Annotated in this window: 17 protein-coding genes; 11 read left to right on the plus strand and 6 right to left on the minus strand. The window is 60.1% G+C overall.

What is annotated here, in order from left to right; genetic code table 11:
• Nucleotides 1–56 precede the first annotated feature (56 nt).
• Nucleotides 57–914: a LysR family transcriptional regulator gene (locus I3J13_RS18840; RefSeq protein ID WP_196379816.1), complete on the minus strand. Its 858-nt coding sequence runs from the start codon at nt 912–914 to the stop codon at nt 57–59.
• A gap of 199 nt (nt 915–1113) precedes the next feature.
• On the opposite strand from I3J13_RS18840, the gene I3J13_RS18845 reads away from it, so the two are divergent.
• The gene (locus I3J13_RS18845; RefSeq protein ID WP_196379770.1) at nt 1114–2088 is read left to right on the plus strand and encodes an MBL fold metallo-hydrolase; all 975 of its coding nucleotides are present in this window, start codon (nt 1114–1116) and stop codon (nt 2086–2088) included.
• Between the two features lie 338 nt (nt 2089–2426).
• On the opposite strand, the gene I3J13_RS18850 is transcribed toward I3J13_RS18845, so the two are convergent.
• Nucleotides 2427–3329 carry a LysR family transcriptional regulator gene (locus I3J13_RS18850; protein ID WP_196379817.1) on the minus strand — a complete coding sequence of 301 codons (903 nt, stop codon included), beginning with the start codon at nt 3327–3329 and terminating at the stop codon, nt 2427–2429.
• Nucleotides 3330–3475: 146 nt separating this feature from the next.
• Here I3J13_RS18850 and I3J13_RS25770 point away from each other — a divergent pair, with 146 nt between their 5' ends.
• The 7 genes from I3J13_RS25770 (at nt 3476) to I3J13_RS18880 (ending at nt 8708) form a co-directional block, all read left to right on the plus strand.
• The gene (locus tag I3J13_RS25770) at nt 3476–4072 is read left to right on the plus strand and encodes an SDR family NAD(P)-dependent oxidoreductase (RefSeq protein ID WP_338081647.1); all 597 of its coding nucleotides are present in this window, start codon (nt 3476–3478) and stop codon (nt 4070–4072) included.
• Nucleotides 4069–4200 (plus strand): SDR family oxidoreductase, encoded by a 132-nt coding sequence (locus I3J13_RS26015; RefSeq protein WP_338081648.1) that lies wholly within the window; start codon nt 4069–4071, stop codon nt 4198–4200. Before I3J13_RS25770 ends, I3J13_RS26015 begins: the two co-directional genes overlap by 4 nt.
• A gap of 194 nt (nt 4201–4394) precedes the next feature.
• Complete coding sequence (locus I3J13_RS18860; RefSeq protein ID WP_196379771.1) at nt 4395–5087, plus strand: type 1 glutamine amidotransferase domain-containing protein; 693 nt, start codon at nt 4395–4397, stop codon at nt 5085–5087.
• An 83-nt stretch (nt 5088–5170) separates the two neighbouring features.
• A complete protein-coding gene (locus tag I3J13_RS18865) occupies nt 5171–6010 on the plus strand; it encodes a type 1 glutamine amidotransferase domain-containing protein (protein ID WP_196379772.1) in 840 nt (279 codons plus the stop codon).
• A 194-nt stretch (nt 6011–6204) separates the two neighbouring features.
• Entirely contained in the window at nt 6205–6501 is a 297-nt protein-coding gene (locus tag I3J13_RS18870; RefSeq protein WP_196379773.1) for a putative quinol monooxygenase, read from the plus strand.
• A 14-nt stretch (nt 6502–6515) separates the two neighbouring features.
• The gene (locus I3J13_RS18875; protein WP_196379774.1) at nt 6516–7544 is read left to right on the plus strand and encodes a Gfo/Idh/MocA family oxidoreductase; all 1029 of its coding nucleotides are present in this window, start codon (nt 6516–6518) and stop codon (nt 7542–7544) included.
• Between the two features lie 45 nt (nt 7545–7589).
• The gene (locus tag I3J13_RS18880; RefSeq protein WP_196379775.1) at nt 7590–8708 is read left to right on the plus strand and encodes an alkene reductase; all 1119 of its coding nucleotides are present in this window, start codon (nt 7590–7592) and stop codon (nt 8706–8708) included.
• 559 nt (nt 8709–9267) lie between these two features.
• Here the strand turns inward: I3J13_RS18880 and I3J13_RS18885 are convergent.
• The 3 genes from I3J13_RS18885 to I3J13_RS18895 all read right to left on the minus strand — a co-directional run bounded on the left by I3J13_RS18885 (nt 9268) and on the right by I3J13_RS18895 (nt 11130).
• Nucleotides 9268–9414, minus strand: a complete 147-nt coding sequence (locus I3J13_RS18885) for a DUF1127 domain-containing protein (RefSeq protein ID WP_196379776.1) — start codon at nt 9412–9414, stop codon at nt 9268–9270.
• A 192-nt stretch (nt 9415–9606) separates the two neighbouring features.
• Nucleotides 9607–10398: an aldolase gene (locus tag I3J13_RS18890; protein WP_196379777.1), complete on the minus strand. Its 792-nt coding sequence runs from the start codon at nt 10396–10398 to the stop codon at nt 9607–9609.
• Nucleotides 10399–10425: 27 nt separating this feature from the next.
• The gene (locus tag I3J13_RS18895) at nt 10426–11130 is read right to left on the minus strand and encodes a haloacid dehalogenase type II (protein ID WP_196379778.1); all 705 of its coding nucleotides are present in this window, start codon (nt 11128–11130) and stop codon (nt 10426–10428) included.
• 90 nt (nt 11131–11220) lie between these two features.
• On the opposite strand from I3J13_RS18895, the gene I3J13_RS18900 reads away from it, so the two are divergent.
• Nucleotides 11221–12099 (plus strand): LysR family transcriptional regulator, encoded by an 879-nt coding sequence (locus I3J13_RS18900; protein ID WP_196379779.1) that lies wholly within the window; start codon nt 11221–11223, stop codon nt 12097–12099.
• A gap of 281 nt (nt 12100–12380) precedes the next feature.
• Here I3J13_RS18900 and I3J13_RS18905 read toward each other — a convergent pair whose 3' ends face one another.
• Nucleotides 12381–13310 carry a LysR family transcriptional regulator gene (locus I3J13_RS18905; protein ID WP_196379780.1) on the minus strand — a complete coding sequence of 310 codons (930 nt, stop codon included), beginning with the start codon at nt 13308–13310 and terminating at the stop codon, nt 12381–12383.
• A gap of 108 nt (nt 13311–13418) precedes the next feature.
• Here I3J13_RS18905 and I3J13_RS18910 point away from each other — a divergent pair, with 108 nt between their 5' ends.
• The gene (locus tag I3J13_RS18910) at nt 13419–13949 is read left to right on the plus strand and encodes an ester cyclase (RefSeq protein ID WP_236001020.1); all 531 of its coding nucleotides are present in this window, start codon (nt 13419–13421) and stop codon (nt 13947–13949) included.
• 69 nt (nt 13950–14018) lie between these two features.
• Nucleotides 14019–14768, plus strand: coding sequence for a 3-oxoacyl-ACP reductase family protein (locus I3J13_RS18915; protein ID WP_196379781.1), 750 nt, complete (start codon nt 14019–14021; stop codon nt 14766–14768).
• The last annotated feature ends 43 nt before the right edge of the window (nt 14769–14811 follow it).

Here is a 14811-nt window from a genome sequence, read left to right on the forward strand (position 1 = left end):
TCGTCTACGTCGAATTGGCGATGCCAGAATGGTATGCTCTATCGCACTGCCGTGAGTCATGTATTGCCAGCAGCAAGATGCTCAACGGCAAGATCGACAAATGCCCGCAGGCGCCCCTGGCGTCTGTTGTCGCGATGATAGCCCATCCAGATGTCTCTCGATGGCGGCGTCTCCGGCAGATCCAGCCGGCGCAGTCCGGTCAACTGATCTCCGACGGGCCGGGGCAGAACCGAAACGCCAATGCCCCTCGCACACATCAGTGCCTCGGAGTTTCGATTGTTGCAGCGTAGAGCGACAACAGCCTTCGGGAAGAGCCGCCTGATCCAGTCGATATCGGGAAATGAACCTGTCGAGTTATCCATCGTGATCAACCGGGTACCGCTCCCATCACTTGGCGGATCAGGATAATCTTTGCGAATGTAGACGCCGTAGGGCATCTGGATCAGCTTTCTCTGGATAATGTCCGCGCCTTCGAACGGGACGATCCGGAATGCAATATCTGCCTCGCGCTGGGCCAGGCTGAAAAGACGGGATCCCGTTAGAAGTTCAATATCCACATGAGGATATGTGTTTGAGAATGCCTCGACCACCGGCGGCAAAACCCAGGCACCGAACCAATCCGCTGACGACACTCTGAGCGTACCCTCAAGCTTCTGCATCTCCCCCGCAAGCCGGCGCTCCATCGCCAGGGAGCTTTCTTCCATCTGTTCGGCAATGGCGATGACGCTGGCCCCCTCTTCGGTCAGGACAAAACCGTCAGCCGTTCGTTGAAACAGAACCTGACCGGTCTGCTCTTCAAGTGCCTTGATCCTCCGCCCCATGGTCGGCTGGCTGAGCTTCAGGGTTCGGGCGGCACCCGCCAGCGTGCCCGCGCGTGCCACTGCCAGAAAAATCCGAACGTCGTTCCAGTCCATCTTACGTCTCAACAAAAGTGAATGGATAAACTGCAATACTGTCGATTGATAAACAATCCTTATGGCGCGACATTCCAACCGTCCACTGCTGCCGCCGCCAACTCTCTCTGAAGACGAGAACTTTGTTCGCGTAACGGCTGTCATTTTTGATTTTCCCGAACGGATAGAAATCCGGTCCTCTGAATGAAAGACATGCTCCATGCTGAAATTTCCCTCGCGCAGCCCGTCGCTCGCGTTGGCGGCCCTCCTGTCGCTGACCGCTCTCACTACCCCGATTGTCTCCTCACCCGCCTTCGCTGCCGCACCGATCCAGAAGGTGCAGTCCGGCTACCTGCATGTCATGGTCGGCACGTTCGAAGTCACCGCCATCAGCGACGGTACCGTCGATCTGCCGATCGACAAGCTGCTGGCCCAGCCGGCCGAAGAAACGAAGGCCGATCTCGACCGTTCCTTTCTTGCCGATCCGACGGAAACCTCGGTCAATGCCTTCCTTATCAATACCGGCGAGAAACTGATCCTTGTCGATACCGGTGCCGGGCAATTGTTCGGCCCGACGCTTGGCAAGCTTGCCGCCAACATTCGGGCGGCCGGTTACGAGCTCGACCAGATTGACGACATCGTGCTGACCCACCTGCATCCGGATCATGTCGGCGGCCTGATGGCAGGTGGAAAGATGGTCTTCCCGAAGGCGACGATCCATGCCGACAAGGCGGACACCGATTACTGGCTTTCCGCCGCCGAGCAGAAGGAGGATGGCGACGCCTCCGGTTTCTTCGCCGGCGCCATGGCCTCCCTCAACGCCTATGTGCAAACCGGCCAGCTGAAGCCGTTCACAGGCGATGCCGAAATCGTGCCGGGGGTAAAAGCAGTTACCGCACATGGCCACACACCCGGTCACGTCGTCTACGAGGTGCAAAGCGACGGCAAGCGGCTCTACATCATCGGCGACCTGATCCATGTCGCCGCGGTGCAATTCGACAAGCCGAGCGTCACGATCGGCTTCGACAGCGATGCCAAGCAAGCCGAGGCGATCCGCATGGAGTTCTTCGAGAAAATCGCCAAGGAGGGTGACCTGGTCGGTGCGGCTCATCTGTCCTTTCCGGGGCTCGGTCATATCCGTGCCGACGACAAGGGTTTCGACTGGTTGCCTCTGAACTACTCGACCAAGTTTTGAAATCCTGCGATCCCGGCCCATCGTCGGGCCGGGATCGCTATCGCACCCAAACGATAGCTTCCTTACGTGGCAGCTCACACGAAGTCACCTGATGACCCATCTTGAGAGCCCGGCAGCGGATATCATATGCGATTTCGCTTTGACAAATCTCATCGTGGCCAATCCCATATAGCGTCGAACCTGTTGACCCAGCGGGGCGATTGCGCGGTCTTGACGTGCAAACCATGGTCGGAAAGATCGTGGCGGAAATTGGTACGCAAGTGCGCATGGCACTCTTGAATCTGCAGGCCATGTCGTTCCTTCTGCGGCGCAGCGCACTGGGAGGCGATGGTCGTCGTCTAACCTTCCCTGGCGAGGAAATCGATCAGCGCCCGTGTCGCTGTCGAGAGGCGTCGGTGCGGCGCGAAGATGAGCGAGAACGGCCGGGAACGGCCTCGCACGTGCTCCAGCACGTCGACAAGACGCCCCTGCTCAATACGGTCCCGCACAATAAAATCGTAGGTCTGGCAGATCCCGAGACCGTTTTCTGCCAGCGACACCACGCCCAAAACGTCATCAAGCACCCGGATTTGGCCATGCGGCGTCCAGTCGACGTCGCGCCCGTCGACACGAAACAGCCACGGTGCACAGCGCCCCGTGCTCGGCATCACGAACGGCAGGCATTGATGTTTCGTCAGGTCTTCGACGTGCTGCGGAATGCCTGCCCGTTCGAGATAATGCGGGGCCGCCACCAGACGCAACGGCGCGTCCTCCAGTTTGCGCGCCACCAGCCCACTATCAGGCAACGGACCGAGGCGGATCGCCAGATCGTAACCCTCCGCCACAAGATCGACGTTGCGGTTGGTGATGCTCAGTTCGACCTGGACTTCCGGATAGATCTGCGTGAAGCGGTCCAGCATCGCCGGCAGCCGATAGTGACCGTAGGTCGTCGGCACGCTTATGCGGACATGCCCCGTCAGCGACGCTCCTGTTGGACCCTGAATGGCACGCTCCGCATCATCGATCATCGAAAAAGCTGCACGGGCCTGCTCGAGGTAAGCACGGCCTTCATCCGTCAGGCTTAAACGCCGCGTGGTCCGGCGCATCAATTGCGCGCCAAGCCGGCTCTCAAGGCGGGTAATCGCCCTGCTGAGGACCGACGGGGTCGTCGAGAGCGCGACCGCGCCTTCAGTCATCGAGCCCTTTTCCGCAACGGTGATGAAAGCCTCCACGTCACCCAGATGATCAAACCGCCGCCCCATTTTGGCCCCTTGCGAATAAGTGAGTTTCTTTGGGGCAGCTTTATCCTCGATTTCGGCATCAATAAAGTGTTTTAGCCCCTCAACCGTGAGACTTCGGCGGTCGGCCCAGACGCCATCGGGGCAAACAGCACGGAAAGGCAAGCATTTTGACTGAACAACGTACATTTCTCGTGACCGGCGCCAGCAAAGGGATCGGCCGCGCCGTGTCCGAACGTCTCGCGGTTGCGGGCCATCGCGTGGTCGGCATTGCGCGCAGCGCGGACGACACCCGCTTTCCCGGTGTGCTCATCTCCGTCGATCTGGCAGACCAACAGCAGACGGAAGATGCACTCCGCGAAATTTCCGAGCGGTATGGCATCGATGGGGTCGTCAACAATGTCGGACTTGTACGACCGCAAGCCCTTGATGATATCGAGCTCGACGCACTCGATGCGGTCCTCCGCCTGAACCTGCATCCCGCTATCCAGGCTGTGCAGGCGGCGTTGCCGGGAATGCGGGCCAACGGGTGGGGTCGTATCGTCAACATTTCCAGCCTCACCGTTCTCGGTGTCGCCGAACGGACCGCCTATGCGGCTGCAAAGGCGGCCTTGGTCAGCTTCACCAGGACGTGGGCGCTCGAACTCGCTCGAACAGGCGTTACGGTCAACGCTGTGGCGCCCGGCCCGACCGAAACGGAACTATTCCGCACCAACAACCCTGTGGGTGGCGAGGGCGAGCGGCGCTATTTGCGGGCGTGCCGATGAACAGGCTGGGCAAGCCGGACGAAATCGCAGCGGCAATCCAGTTCCTGCTGTCGGACGATGCCGGTTTCATCACCGGCCAGACATTGTTTGTCGATGGCGGTGCATCGATCGGCAAGGCGTTGCTCTAAACAGTTGGCAGCACGCAAACGGCGATAGGGCAGCGAGCCCGTTCGCTGGGGCGCCGCAGTGTGCTGTTAGGCGCTATTTTATCCTCTTGCGAACAAATGAATTCCTCCAAGGCCCATTTATTCGCCATTATCGCCTTAATACATTCCTGCCATCAAATGCGATCCAACGTCATCCCCGATTTCAGGAGCAGATCATGACAAGCGCACCTCAGGACATCAAACCGGTTCTGTTCGTCCTTACCAGCCATGGCGTCAAAGGTGAAACCGGCGAACCCACCGGCTTTTATCTCGGCGAAGTCACCCACCCGCTGGCCGTGCTCGATGCCGCCGGCATCCCGGTCGAGTTCGCCTCGATCGATGGCGGCGAGCCACCCGTCGACGGTCTCGATCTCAATGACGCGACCAATGCGCGCTACTGGAACAGCGAAGGCTTCCGCCATGCGATCCGGCATACGGTACGCCTCGCCGATGTGAACCCGAAAAACTACGCGGCGATCTTCTTTGCTGGCGGCCACGGCGCGATGTGGGATTTTCCGACAAGCCCGGCCGTGGGCAGCGTCGCCCGCGATATTTACGAGGCGGGCGGTGTTGTCGCCGCCGTGTGCCACGGCCCCGCGGCACTGGTGAACATCACTCTCAGCAATGGCGCACACCTTGTCGCCGGCAAGAATGTCGCGGCCTTCACCGATGATGAAGAGCGCGCCGTCAAGCTCGACAAGACCGTCCCCTTCCTGCTCGCCAGCACGCTTGCTGCGCGCGGCGCCCATCATCATCCGGCCGCCGATTGGACGGCCAAGGTCGTGGTCGACGGAAGGCTGGTCACTGGCCAGAATCCGCAGTCGGCCACCGGCGTCGGTGAGGCGCTCCGCGATCTTCTGAGCGCATAACCGACAACATCACCACACCAACAACGCGCCATCACCCTCCCCGGCCGTGCCGGGACAGGGAATGGCTTCGCATGGAGAAAAACATGAAGCCCATCCGTACTTTCGCTCTTGCCCTTGCTCTTGGGACCAGTGCCTTTAGTGCACAGGCCGCCAACGTGCTGGTCGTCCTTTCGGATTCCGATCGTCTCGATCTCAAGGACGGCAAGGTGTTCGAGACCGGCTTTTATCTCAACGAATTGATGCAGCCGGTAAAGGCGCTCTTGGACGCCGGTCACGACATTACCTTCGCGACGCCGAAGGGCAGCGCCCCGACGCTTGACAAATCCTCGGTCGATAAAATGCACTTCGGCGGCGACATTGCCGCCATGGAGGAGAGCAGCGCGCTGCTCGAAAAGCTCGAGCTCACATCGAAGGAGACGTCGCCGGTCGTTAGCCTCGCCCGCGTCGAGCAGATCGGCTACGACCATTTCGACGCCGTCTACGTTCCAGGTGGTCATGCTCCCATGCAGGATCTTCTGGTCAGCCCCGAACTGGGTAAACTTCTGACCGACTTCCACACGAAGGGTAAGACCACGGCGCTTGCCTGCCATGGCCCGATCGCCCTGCTCTCGGCCTTGCCCGATGCCACCGCCTTCACCGCAACGCTTGAGACGAGTGGTACGGCTAAGGCTGAGGGCTGGATTTATGCGGGTTATAAAATGACCGTCATCAGCAATGAAGAAGAGGGGCTCGCCAAGGGCCTCCTGAATGGTGGCGAGATGAAATTTTATCCGCAGACGGCATTGGAAGCGGCGGGCGGCGATTTTGTCAGCAATCAGACGCCGTTCACATCCAACGTGGTGACCGACCGCGAGTTGATCACCGGCCAGAACCCGGCTTCCGCCCCGGCCGTCGCGGCCGAGCTGCTCAAGCGGCTGAAGTAAACCAACCCGACGATGGAGGGCCGCGCGTTCATCAGGATCCGCGGCGCTCAAACTCACCGGTTCTTCGCACCGTACTTGCCGAAAGGCGATCCCAGTTTTCGGGCCGGTGCTGAAGCGGCCCTCCATATCCGGAGCGGTGTTTCGAACCGGATGCTCCAAATCAATAGCTGAAGCCAGCCAGACAGGACAGACAAATGACCAGCAGCATCAAGGTCGTGGCACGCGTCGTGATCACACCCGGCAGGGAAGATGCCTTCGAAAAATATGCCTCCGAACTGTCGGTCGCGACGCGCGCCGAGGAGGGATGTCTCTCCTATCATCTTCATCGCAACATCAACCAGAAGGGCGTCTACGTCTTCATAGAGGAATGGGCTTCCCACCAGATCTGGGAACAGCACATGTCGGGTGAGGCTATTCGAGCCTTCAACGCACAACTGCCACCGGGGACGATCGCCCACATCGAGATCCATCCCCTCGAACAGATCGCCTGAGACGGCGGCAGGGTATGACCATGACCAAGGTAAACATCGGAATTATCGGGACGGGTTTCATTGCGACGATCCTCGCCCCGGAAATCCAGGCATCCAGCAATGCGAGGCTTGCCGCCGTGTCGAGCCGGACACTTCCGAAAGCCGAAAATTTCGTCGCCAACTATCCGGGTGCCGTCGCAGTTGAGGGCGCCGACCGGCTGATCGCACGCGACGATATCGATGCAGTTTATATCGCGACCCCGACGTCAGCGAAGGAAGACGTCGCAAGCCGCGCACTGGCCGCCGGCAAGCATGTGCTGATCGAAAAGCCGCTGCATTCGGCAGAATCGTTCAAGCGCCTGTCGTCGCTGGCCCGCGAAAAGGGTCTCGCGTTGATGGACGCGACCCATTTCGTCCATCACCCACGCACATCCGTGATGCGTCAGCGTCTGCCCGATCTCATTGGCTCCCCGCGCTCGCTGCACACCATGTTCTATTTCCCCTTCTCCGACCGGGAGAACATCCGCTTCGACCCGAGCGATGAGCCGATGGGCGCCGTCGGCGACATGGCCTGGTATTCGATGCGGGCCGTCGTCGAATATCTCGCACCGGACACGCTCGAGGACATCAAGGTTTTTGCCGAGCGAGACGGTCAGTCCGGCGCGGTCATTCGCGCGACCGGCGTCTTACAATTCGACGCCGGTAAGACCGCCACCTTCGATGTCGGCTATACAGCAGGCGCCGCAGTGATGGACCTCACCGTCGCCGGAACCTCCGGTATCCTGACGCAGGATGATTTCGTCCTCGACTGGCACAGCGGCTTCGGTTTCGACAATCCCGATATTCCGACGGGTTTCGTCCACCGCTCCGGTATGGCGACCCGAAAGGATTTCAACTTCATCGAGACGCCAGGCGAAAAATCGCAGCACGGCCTGATGATCGACAACTTCGCCGATCTGATCCTCGACGGCGACGCCGCCGCACGCGAGGCATGGCTTGAGATGACAGCAAAGACGCAAGGCTTCCTCGACGCGATCTGGCAGCAGATCCAGATGCAGGGTTGAGCCCTGTTCCGCGCCGAACCTGAAACACCACAAGAGAGTAAATCCATGAACAGCCTGTTCGAACCATACGACCTGGCGGGGCGCACCCTGCGCAACCGCTTCGTCATGGCTCCCATGACCCGCGCCCGCGCCAAAGACGGCATAGCCGACGCTGAGACCGCTCTTTACTACCGCCAGCGCGCCACCGCCGGTCTTATCGTCACCGAGGGAACGCCGATCTCGCAGGAAGGACAGGGCTTCGCCTTCGTTCCCGGCATCTGGTCGGAAGCGCAGGTGGATGGATGGCGGGGCGTCACGGATGCCGTGCATGCGCAAGGCGGAACCATCTTCGCGCAGATATGGCATGTCGGCCGGATGTCGCATACGTCCTTGCAACCGGGCGGCAAGGCTCCCGTCAGTTCCACTGGCAATCCGGCACGCGACGCAAACAGCATGGCCTTCGCCTTCGATGAGAGCGGCAAGCCCGGCTTCGTTGAGACCAGCGTGCCGCGTGCTCTGGGAACAGAGGAGGTCCGGCGCGTGGTGAACGACTTTGCCGATGCTGCCGCCAATGCAGACAGGGCGGGCTTCGACGGCGTCGAGATTCATGGCGCCAACGGCTACCTGCTGGAACAGTTCCTGAACCCCACCGTCAACGATCGCACCGACCGCTACGGAGCCGCGACGCTGGAGGACCGGACGCGCTTCCTGCTTGAGGTGGTCGATGCGGCAATCGAGCGGATCGGATCGAACCGTGTCGCCATTCGCCTGTCGCCCTATGGCCAACTGTTCCAGATGGGATTGTACCCTGAGATCGAGGAAACCTATCTCCATGTCGCGGCGGAACTTTCGAAGCGCGATCTCGCCTATGTGCATATCATGGATCAGGCAAGCCGGGGCGCATCGCCCATGCCCGCCGGTTTCCTGCCGAAATTCCGGGCGGCCTATTCGGGAACCCTCATTCTGGCGGGCGGCCTTGATCTGGCAACGGCGGAACATCTGGTCCGCGACGGTCTGATCGACCTTCCGGCCTTTGGCGAGCCGTTCATCGCCAATCCCGATCTCGTCGCGCGCTTCCGCCACAAGGCGCCACTTGCTTCGGCAGATCGCAGCACCTTCTATGGCGGCGACGCCCGAGGATACACGGATTATCCGGTCATTCGCGACGAGGCACTGACTGCCTGACGTTGGGAACCGTGCGGAAATCAAGGATAGGTTGAAAACGGAAGATTCGAGAGTTCGTTGGGGGATATCTGCGTGTCGCGAATGATCTATATCATCACCATTCTGGTGGTCGCTGCAACGCTCATCGAGTGGATACTCAAATGGTGAGGGACCGTCAGGCCCGTTGCCGACACTAAAGATAGACGAATTTCTCGTTAGTTGGGCTTGTCGAAGGAGAGCGCTTCCTAACCCTGATATATTCCCGGACAAAACAAAAAAAGCCTGCCGCGGGAGGAGGTGCGGCAGGCTTTCCAACAGAACCGAACAGCGACTGGGAGGAGGAGCGTCGCCGTTCCATCAGGCGTCCCTGGGAGGAGTGGGCGGCCTGCATCACGAAGCCATGCGGGAGGAGATGCATCGCTTCGACACCTGAAATGATACACCAATCCCCGACAGTTCCCACGCCTTATGCTGCACCGCAGCTATTCTGGAAATGCATGCCTAAAATCTCGCTTCGGCCAAACAAAAACGCCCGCCTGGTCGGCGGACGTCAAGCTAGTGTGAGGCCAGATGCTGGGCGTTAACGCTCGATCGCTGCGCGGGCTACGCTACGGATTTCCGCGCGGTCGATGCCGACGTCGTGTAGTTCGCGGTTCGACATCCGACCAAGCTCATTGACAGTCTGACGGAACTTACGCCAGTTATTAAAGGAGCGGGCTACGTTCATGACAATCCCCTTTCCGGAGGGTTTGCGACGTCAGCAACCTTCTTGGCCCCGGCGTCATTTCGATAATCCGAATATACAGATTTCAATCGTTTTAAAACAGCGACGATCGCTCATCGCACCCATGCGATTTACGCATGGGTTTTCGTGATTGGTGATGCGACAATGGGCAATTTTACCTTCCCGCCCACAGCCTCACGATCTGTAATCGGGCGACTGAACGTCGAGGCGGCGCTTGAGGCTTTCCAGATGCAACCGTGCACTCTCCGGATCGCCCTGCCGCATCTGTCTGGCGGTCGCCGCTGCAATTTCGGGATCGACCGGCAGAAGCGGTCGCCCCGTGCTCATCGCCTTCAACTGCACCTCCGCCGCGCGCTCGAGATAATAAAGATCGTCCCAGGCTTCCGCGATGTTCGGCGCGCAGACCATGACGCCGTGGTTTCTCATGAAGAGAATATCCTTGTCACCCAGGACCCTCGCCAGACGGTCCCCTTCTCCTTCATCGAGGGCCAGGCCGCTATAGTCAACATCAACCGCGGTGCGGCCGTGGAACTTCAGCGCGGTCTGCCCGGCCCAGACAAGCGGCTCACCCTCGATCATGCAGAGCGCCGTCGCGTTCGGCATATGGGTATGAAACGCCGCACCGATACGCGGCGCCATCTTGTGCAGGCGCGCATGGATGAAGAAGGCTGTTGCCTCGGGCTTACCATCGCCGGACAACACATTGCCGTCGAAATCGCAGATCAGTAAGCTGGAAGCCGTCGCCTCCTCGAACGCCCATCCAAGCCGGTTGACCAGGAAGAGATCGTCATGCCCCGGCACGAGCGCCGAAAAATGATTGCAGATCCCCTCTTCCAGACCATATTGCGCCGCGGCCCGCAGACAGGCAGCCAGATCCACACGCGCCTGCCAGATCTCTTCCCTTTCGAGATCGACGTTTCGCAGGGTCGCCGGTGCAACCAGTCCACGTTTAAGTTCATGCGCCATAACAGAATCTCCGTAAGAACAATTGCCCTATTCCATCCAGCCTGCGGCCGAAAGCAAGCCGCAAACCTCGTCAAGCCGGGTGACCGTTTCATTCGGCACGTAATCGGCAAGCGGCTTCCGGCCGGTTCCGCGATCGACCCAGGTCGTTCTAAAGCCAAGCTCCCTTGCTGCGGCGAGATCGAGGTGCGGACTGGCGCAGATGTGGACCAGTTGCTCCTTTTCGATACCCAACTCTTTCCAGGCATGCTGGAATATCTGTTTTGTCGGCTTGTAAGCCACGGCTTGCTCCGCCGTGATGACACGGTCGACCGAACCACCGAGTTGCGCAACGTTTCCCGCAATGATCGCGTCGTCGGTGTTGGAGATAATGGCGAGCTTGAAACCTGCCGCTTTCAGCCTCGCCAGCGTGGCAACCACCTCCGGAAAGGGCGGCATGCGGCTGATGGACGATGTCAGGATGTCTGCATCGCCGGGCGATACGTCCAGCGAGAACTCGCTCATCGCAAGCGCAAGGGCCGTCGCGCTCACATCCTTGAATGAACGGTGCGGACGTTCCTCTTCAAGCCGATGCTCGTACCGGTCGTATACGGAAATAAAGGCATCCCGGTCGATGGAACGGTCCTTTCCTGCAAGGATCCTGTCCATCGCCGCCAGCAGGCCCTCATCCCACTGGATGAGGGTGCCGTAGCAATCGAAAGTCAGCCATTCCGGCCGCGGTCCTGAAAGTGTCATGTCGATCTCCTGATGAACTGCCTGAAGGATTGACATACCGTGCTGTCATTTGGAAATTAGATGTCACTATTTTCTCCATTGGAAAATCAAATGAGCTTCGGTTTTGATCTCGATCTCCTGCGCACATTTACTGCCGTCGTGGAAACTGGCGGGTTCACGCGGGCAGCGGACCGGGTCCATCTGACCCAGTCGACCATCAGCCAGCAGATCAAAAAGCTCGAGACCAACCTCGGCCGTGTTCTTCTTATCCGCGATCGCGCAACGGGAAGCGTTCGCACCACCGAGGAGGGCGAGCTTCTGATGAGCTATGCGCGGCGGATCCTGTCCGTTTCAGCGGAAGCAAGCGAAGCGCTCGGCCGATCCGTACCCCTGCCGAAAACTGTGCGCCTTGGGGTTCCCGAAGACTTCGCAGGTCAGCGCATGGTCGATCTGCTCTCCGGCTTTGCGCGGGTTTCTCCGCATGCAAGGCTCGACACGATCAGCGGATGGAGCTTCGAACTGCGCCGTCTTCTGCAGGCGGGTGAGATCGACCTCGCCCTTGTCAAACGCGAGCCGGGCGACGGCGCCTGCATTGCCAAATGGGAAGAGCAACTGGTCTGGGTTGGCGACCCGTTGCTCGCCACCGGCAACGATCCGGTTCCGCTTGCGGTCTTTCCCGCAGGCTGCATCTATCGTGAGCGGGTGATACGGGCGGTGGAGCGCAGCGGCAAAGCCTGGCGCATCGCCTATTCCAGTCAGGGTCTGATGGGCGTGCAGGCCGCTGTTGCCTCCGGGCTCGGCGTCAGCCTGCTGCCCGCAGATGCGGTCCTGCCGGAGCACCTTTTGCTGAGGGGAACCAACGGTTTTCCTCCGGAACCGGCCTCTGAACTTGCACTCATAGCCGCAACGAAAAAGCTGGAACCGACCGTTCGCAAGCTTGCCGATTTTTTGGAGGCGAACCTGACATCGCTTCGGCAAACGCGGGCGTGAGCTCAAACTCAACCCGCCCTCTCGACGGTCAACCAGCTCCCAACCATAGTTTTCTCCAATGCTCTGATGTCATCGCACCGGGCTTGCGCCAATGATAAACGCAGATTCTTGGGAAATAGCAGTTGCCTTGCCACGTCAAATATTATCAGCAGATGGCGTCGCTGGGTGACAATGTCGGCGGCGGCAAGATCACCGGGGCTGGCCATATGATCCAGGAAGAAAATCCGGAGTAACTGCTTCGCCGGTTGCGCGCCTTCCTCTGGGGCCCGAAACCCTCTTCGCTAGCCCAGACTTCCGGCAAAGCGTTCCGGCCACTTTTCGCGCTGGAACGTCTCCACGACGAAATCGACGAACACGCGGGTCTTGAGCGGCAGAAGCGTGCGGTTGGCGTAGTAGATCGAGATCGGCCCGGCATCGGCATACCAGTGGGGCAGAACCCGGATCAGTTCCCCGCTTTCAAGATAGGGCAGCGCGTCCGGCTTGGCGATCATCGTCACCCCCATGCCGACCAGCGCCGCCATGCGCATGGCGGCAGGATCATTGACCACCACCGTTTCGCGCAGCCGCGCAGGTTCTTCCCTCCCTGCTGCATCGCGCATCTGCCATTGGCGGATGCGGCCCGTGCGCAACGAGCGCATGACAATGCCGTCAAGCTCCAGCAGCGCCGAAGGATCGTGCGGTGGCACTTTGCCCGTCATGTAGGAAGGCGCGGCGACCGCAATGATGTGCGCGGGCGCAAGTGTACGTGAGATCACGCCCGCCGTCAGTTCGAAACCGCCTCCGATTGCAGCGTCATAGCCCTCGGCGATCAGGTCGATCTGCCGATTCTCGAACATCCATTCGGGACGCACCTTGGGAAAGCGTCGCGAGAATTCGGGCAGGAGCGGTAAAATGTAACCGATGCCGAAGGTTGGGCTCATGCTGACCTTCAGAGTTCCTGCCGGCTCCTCCTGATCCGCAGACGCTTCGGCAATCGCGCCTTGCAGGTTCTCTAGGCTGTCGCGGATCGACATCAGGAACCGCTCGCCGGGTTCGGTGAGCGTGAGACTGCGCGTCGAGCGCTGAAACAGGCGAACGCCGAGATTTCCTTCCAGCGCCGCAACGTTGCGGCTGACCGCTGCAGGCGTCAGCCCGAGCCGTCGGGCCGCCGCTGAAAAGCCGCCAAGCTCGGCGCTGCGAACGAAGGATTCCAGGTTGGCCAGTGTTTCCATATCAACCTTCAAGCATTCATTGAAACCAATGACAGGAGATTACCACTAATCGAAAGGGAAATTGCAAGCGATATTCACTCCATCGAAACCGAACCGGAGTGAACGGCCATGACGCTCTCGACTAACAAAGCGCAAGCCATCGACAATATGGATATCGGCCGCCGCACCCTGATCGCCGGCCTGATCGCTACAGCACTTCCGGTTCCCGCCGTGGCTGCCGTGCAGGACTATCCTGGCGCCAACAAGGCCGTCATCCGTCAGTTACTCGAAGGCGTGCAGCGCGATGGCGACTTCGATCTCTTCGAACGGCTGTTCGCACAAAACTATGTGGATCACACGCCCTTCGGTGGCTTCCCCCCGGACCGCAATGGCACCCGCCAAATCTACCGGACATTCCGCGCCGCTTTTCCGGACTGGAATGCCGTGGTGCATTTCCAGATCGCCGAAGGCGATCTCGTCAGCACTTACAAGACCTATCACGGCACGCATCTGGGTCCCTTCATGGGGATCGCCGCGACCGGACGCGCCACCCGCTTCAATGTCATGGACGTGATGCGGGTCCGAAATGGCCAGATCACCGACCACTGGACCGTCGCCGATGGCGCAGGGCTGATGGCTCAAATCAAACAACAGAACTGAACTTTCCAAATGGGCCACACGGACATCCGGTGGCTCTCCAACCCCTGCAACACTTGAAAGGAACATCCCATGTCAAACACTCTCTCCCTGACCGGCAAGACTGCCCTCGTCACCGGCGGGTCGCGCTCGATCGGCGCGGCAATTGCAAAGCGTCTGGCCGCCGATGGCGCGGCTGTCGCCATCACCTATAGCGCCTCGCCGGACAAGGCGGCCGCTGTGGTCGACGAAATCGAAACCGCCGGTGGCCGCGCCATTGCCATTCAAGCGGATGCCGGTGATCCGGCCGCCGTCCGCGCCGCCGTCGCAAAAACCGAAGAAACCTTCGGCTCGATTGACATCCTCGTCAACAATGCTGGCATCGCGCTTGGCGGGCCAATCGACGAGATCAAGTTCGAGGACTACGAGCGGATGATCGCCGTCAACGTCACCGGCGTCTTCGTTGCCACGCAGGAAGCAGCACGTCGCATGAAGCCGGGCGGGCGCATCGTCCATATCGGCTCGTCCATGACCCGCTATGCCGCCTTCCCGACAGCCTCGCTCTATACACTGACCAAGGGCGCTGTTGCCGGCTTCAACCGCAGCCTGGTGCGTGATCTCGGGCCGAAGGGCATCACCGTCAACACCGTCCATCCCGGCCCGACCGATACCGACATGAACCCCGATGGCGGTCCGGTCTCCAAGATCGTCGGTCCCGGTATGGCAATCGGCCGCTATGGCAAGGACTACGAGATCGCCAGCGTCGTCGCTTATCTCGTCAGCCCCGAAGCCGCTTTCGTAACCGGCGCTGACATCCTCGCCGACGGTGGCTTCACCGCCTGATCTGTCACCGGCGCTCCAATGCTGGAGCGTCGCCCCCCCCATT

This window comes from Agrobacterium leguminum (assembly GCF_015704895.1).
Lineage (GTDB): Bacteria > Pseudomonadota > Alphaproteobacteria > Rhizobiales > Rhizobiaceae > Agrobacterium > Agrobacterium leguminum.

Coding starts and splice junctions, on each gene's coding strand:
- I3J13_RS18840 (WP_196379816.1), bottom strand. CDS start 914: ATGGACTGGAACGACGTTCGGATTTTTCTGGCAGTGGCACGCGCGGGC.
- I3J13_RS18845 (WP_196379770.1), top strand. CDS start 1,114: ATGCTGAAATTTCCCTCGCGCAGCCCGTCGCTCGCGTTGGCGGCCCTC.
- I3J13_RS18850 (WP_196379817.1), bottom strand. CDS start 3,329: ATGGGGCGGCGGTTTGATCATCTGGGTGACGTGGAGGCTTTCATCACC.
- I3J13_RS26015 (WP_338081648.1), top strand. CDS start 4,069: ATGAACAGGCTGGGCAAGCCGGACGAAATCGCAGCGGCAATCCAGTTC.
- I3J13_RS18860 (WP_196379771.1), top strand. CDS start 4,395: ATGACAAGCGCACCTCAGGACATCAAACCGGTTCTGTTCGTCCTTACC.
- I3J13_RS18865 (WP_196379772.1), top strand. CDS start 5,171: ATGAAGCCCATCCGTACTTTCGCTCTTGCCCTTGCTCTTGGGACCAGT.
- I3J13_RS18870 (WP_196379773.1), top strand. CDS start 6,205: ATGACCAGCAGCATCAAGGTCGTGGCACGCGTCGTGATCACACCCGGC.
- I3J13_RS18875 (WP_196379774.1), top strand. CDS start 6,516: ATGACCATGACCAAGGTAAACATCGGAATTATCGGGACGGGTTTCATT.
- I3J13_RS18880 (WP_196379775.1), top strand. CDS start 7,590: ATGAACAGCCTGTTCGAACCATACGACCTGGCGGGGCGCACCCTGCGC.
- I3J13_RS18885 (WP_196379776.1), bottom strand. CDS start 9,414: ATGAACGTAGCCCGCTCCTTTAATAACTGGCGTAAGTTCCGTCAGACT.
- I3J13_RS18890 (WP_196379777.1), bottom strand. CDS start 10,398: ATGGCGCATGAACTTAAACGTGGACTGGTTGCACCGGCGACCCTGCGA.
- I3J13_RS18895 (WP_196379778.1), bottom strand. CDS start 11,130: ATGACACTTTCAGGACCGCGGCCGGAATGGCTGACTTTCGATTGCTAC.
- I3J13_RS18900 (WP_196379779.1), top strand. CDS start 11,221: ATGAGCTTCGGTTTTGATCTCGATCTCCTGCGCACATTTACTGCCGTC.
- I3J13_RS18905 (WP_196379780.1), bottom strand. CDS start 13,310: ATGGAAACACTGGCCAACCTGGAATCCTTCGTTCGCAGCGCCGAGCTT.
- I3J13_RS18910 (WP_236001020.1), top strand. CDS start 13,419: ATGACGCTCTCGACTAACAAAGCGCAAGCCATCGACAATATGGATATC.
- I3J13_RS18915 (WP_196379781.1), top strand. CDS start 14,019: ATGTCAAACACTCTCTCCCTGACCGGCAAGACTGCCCTCGTCACCGGC.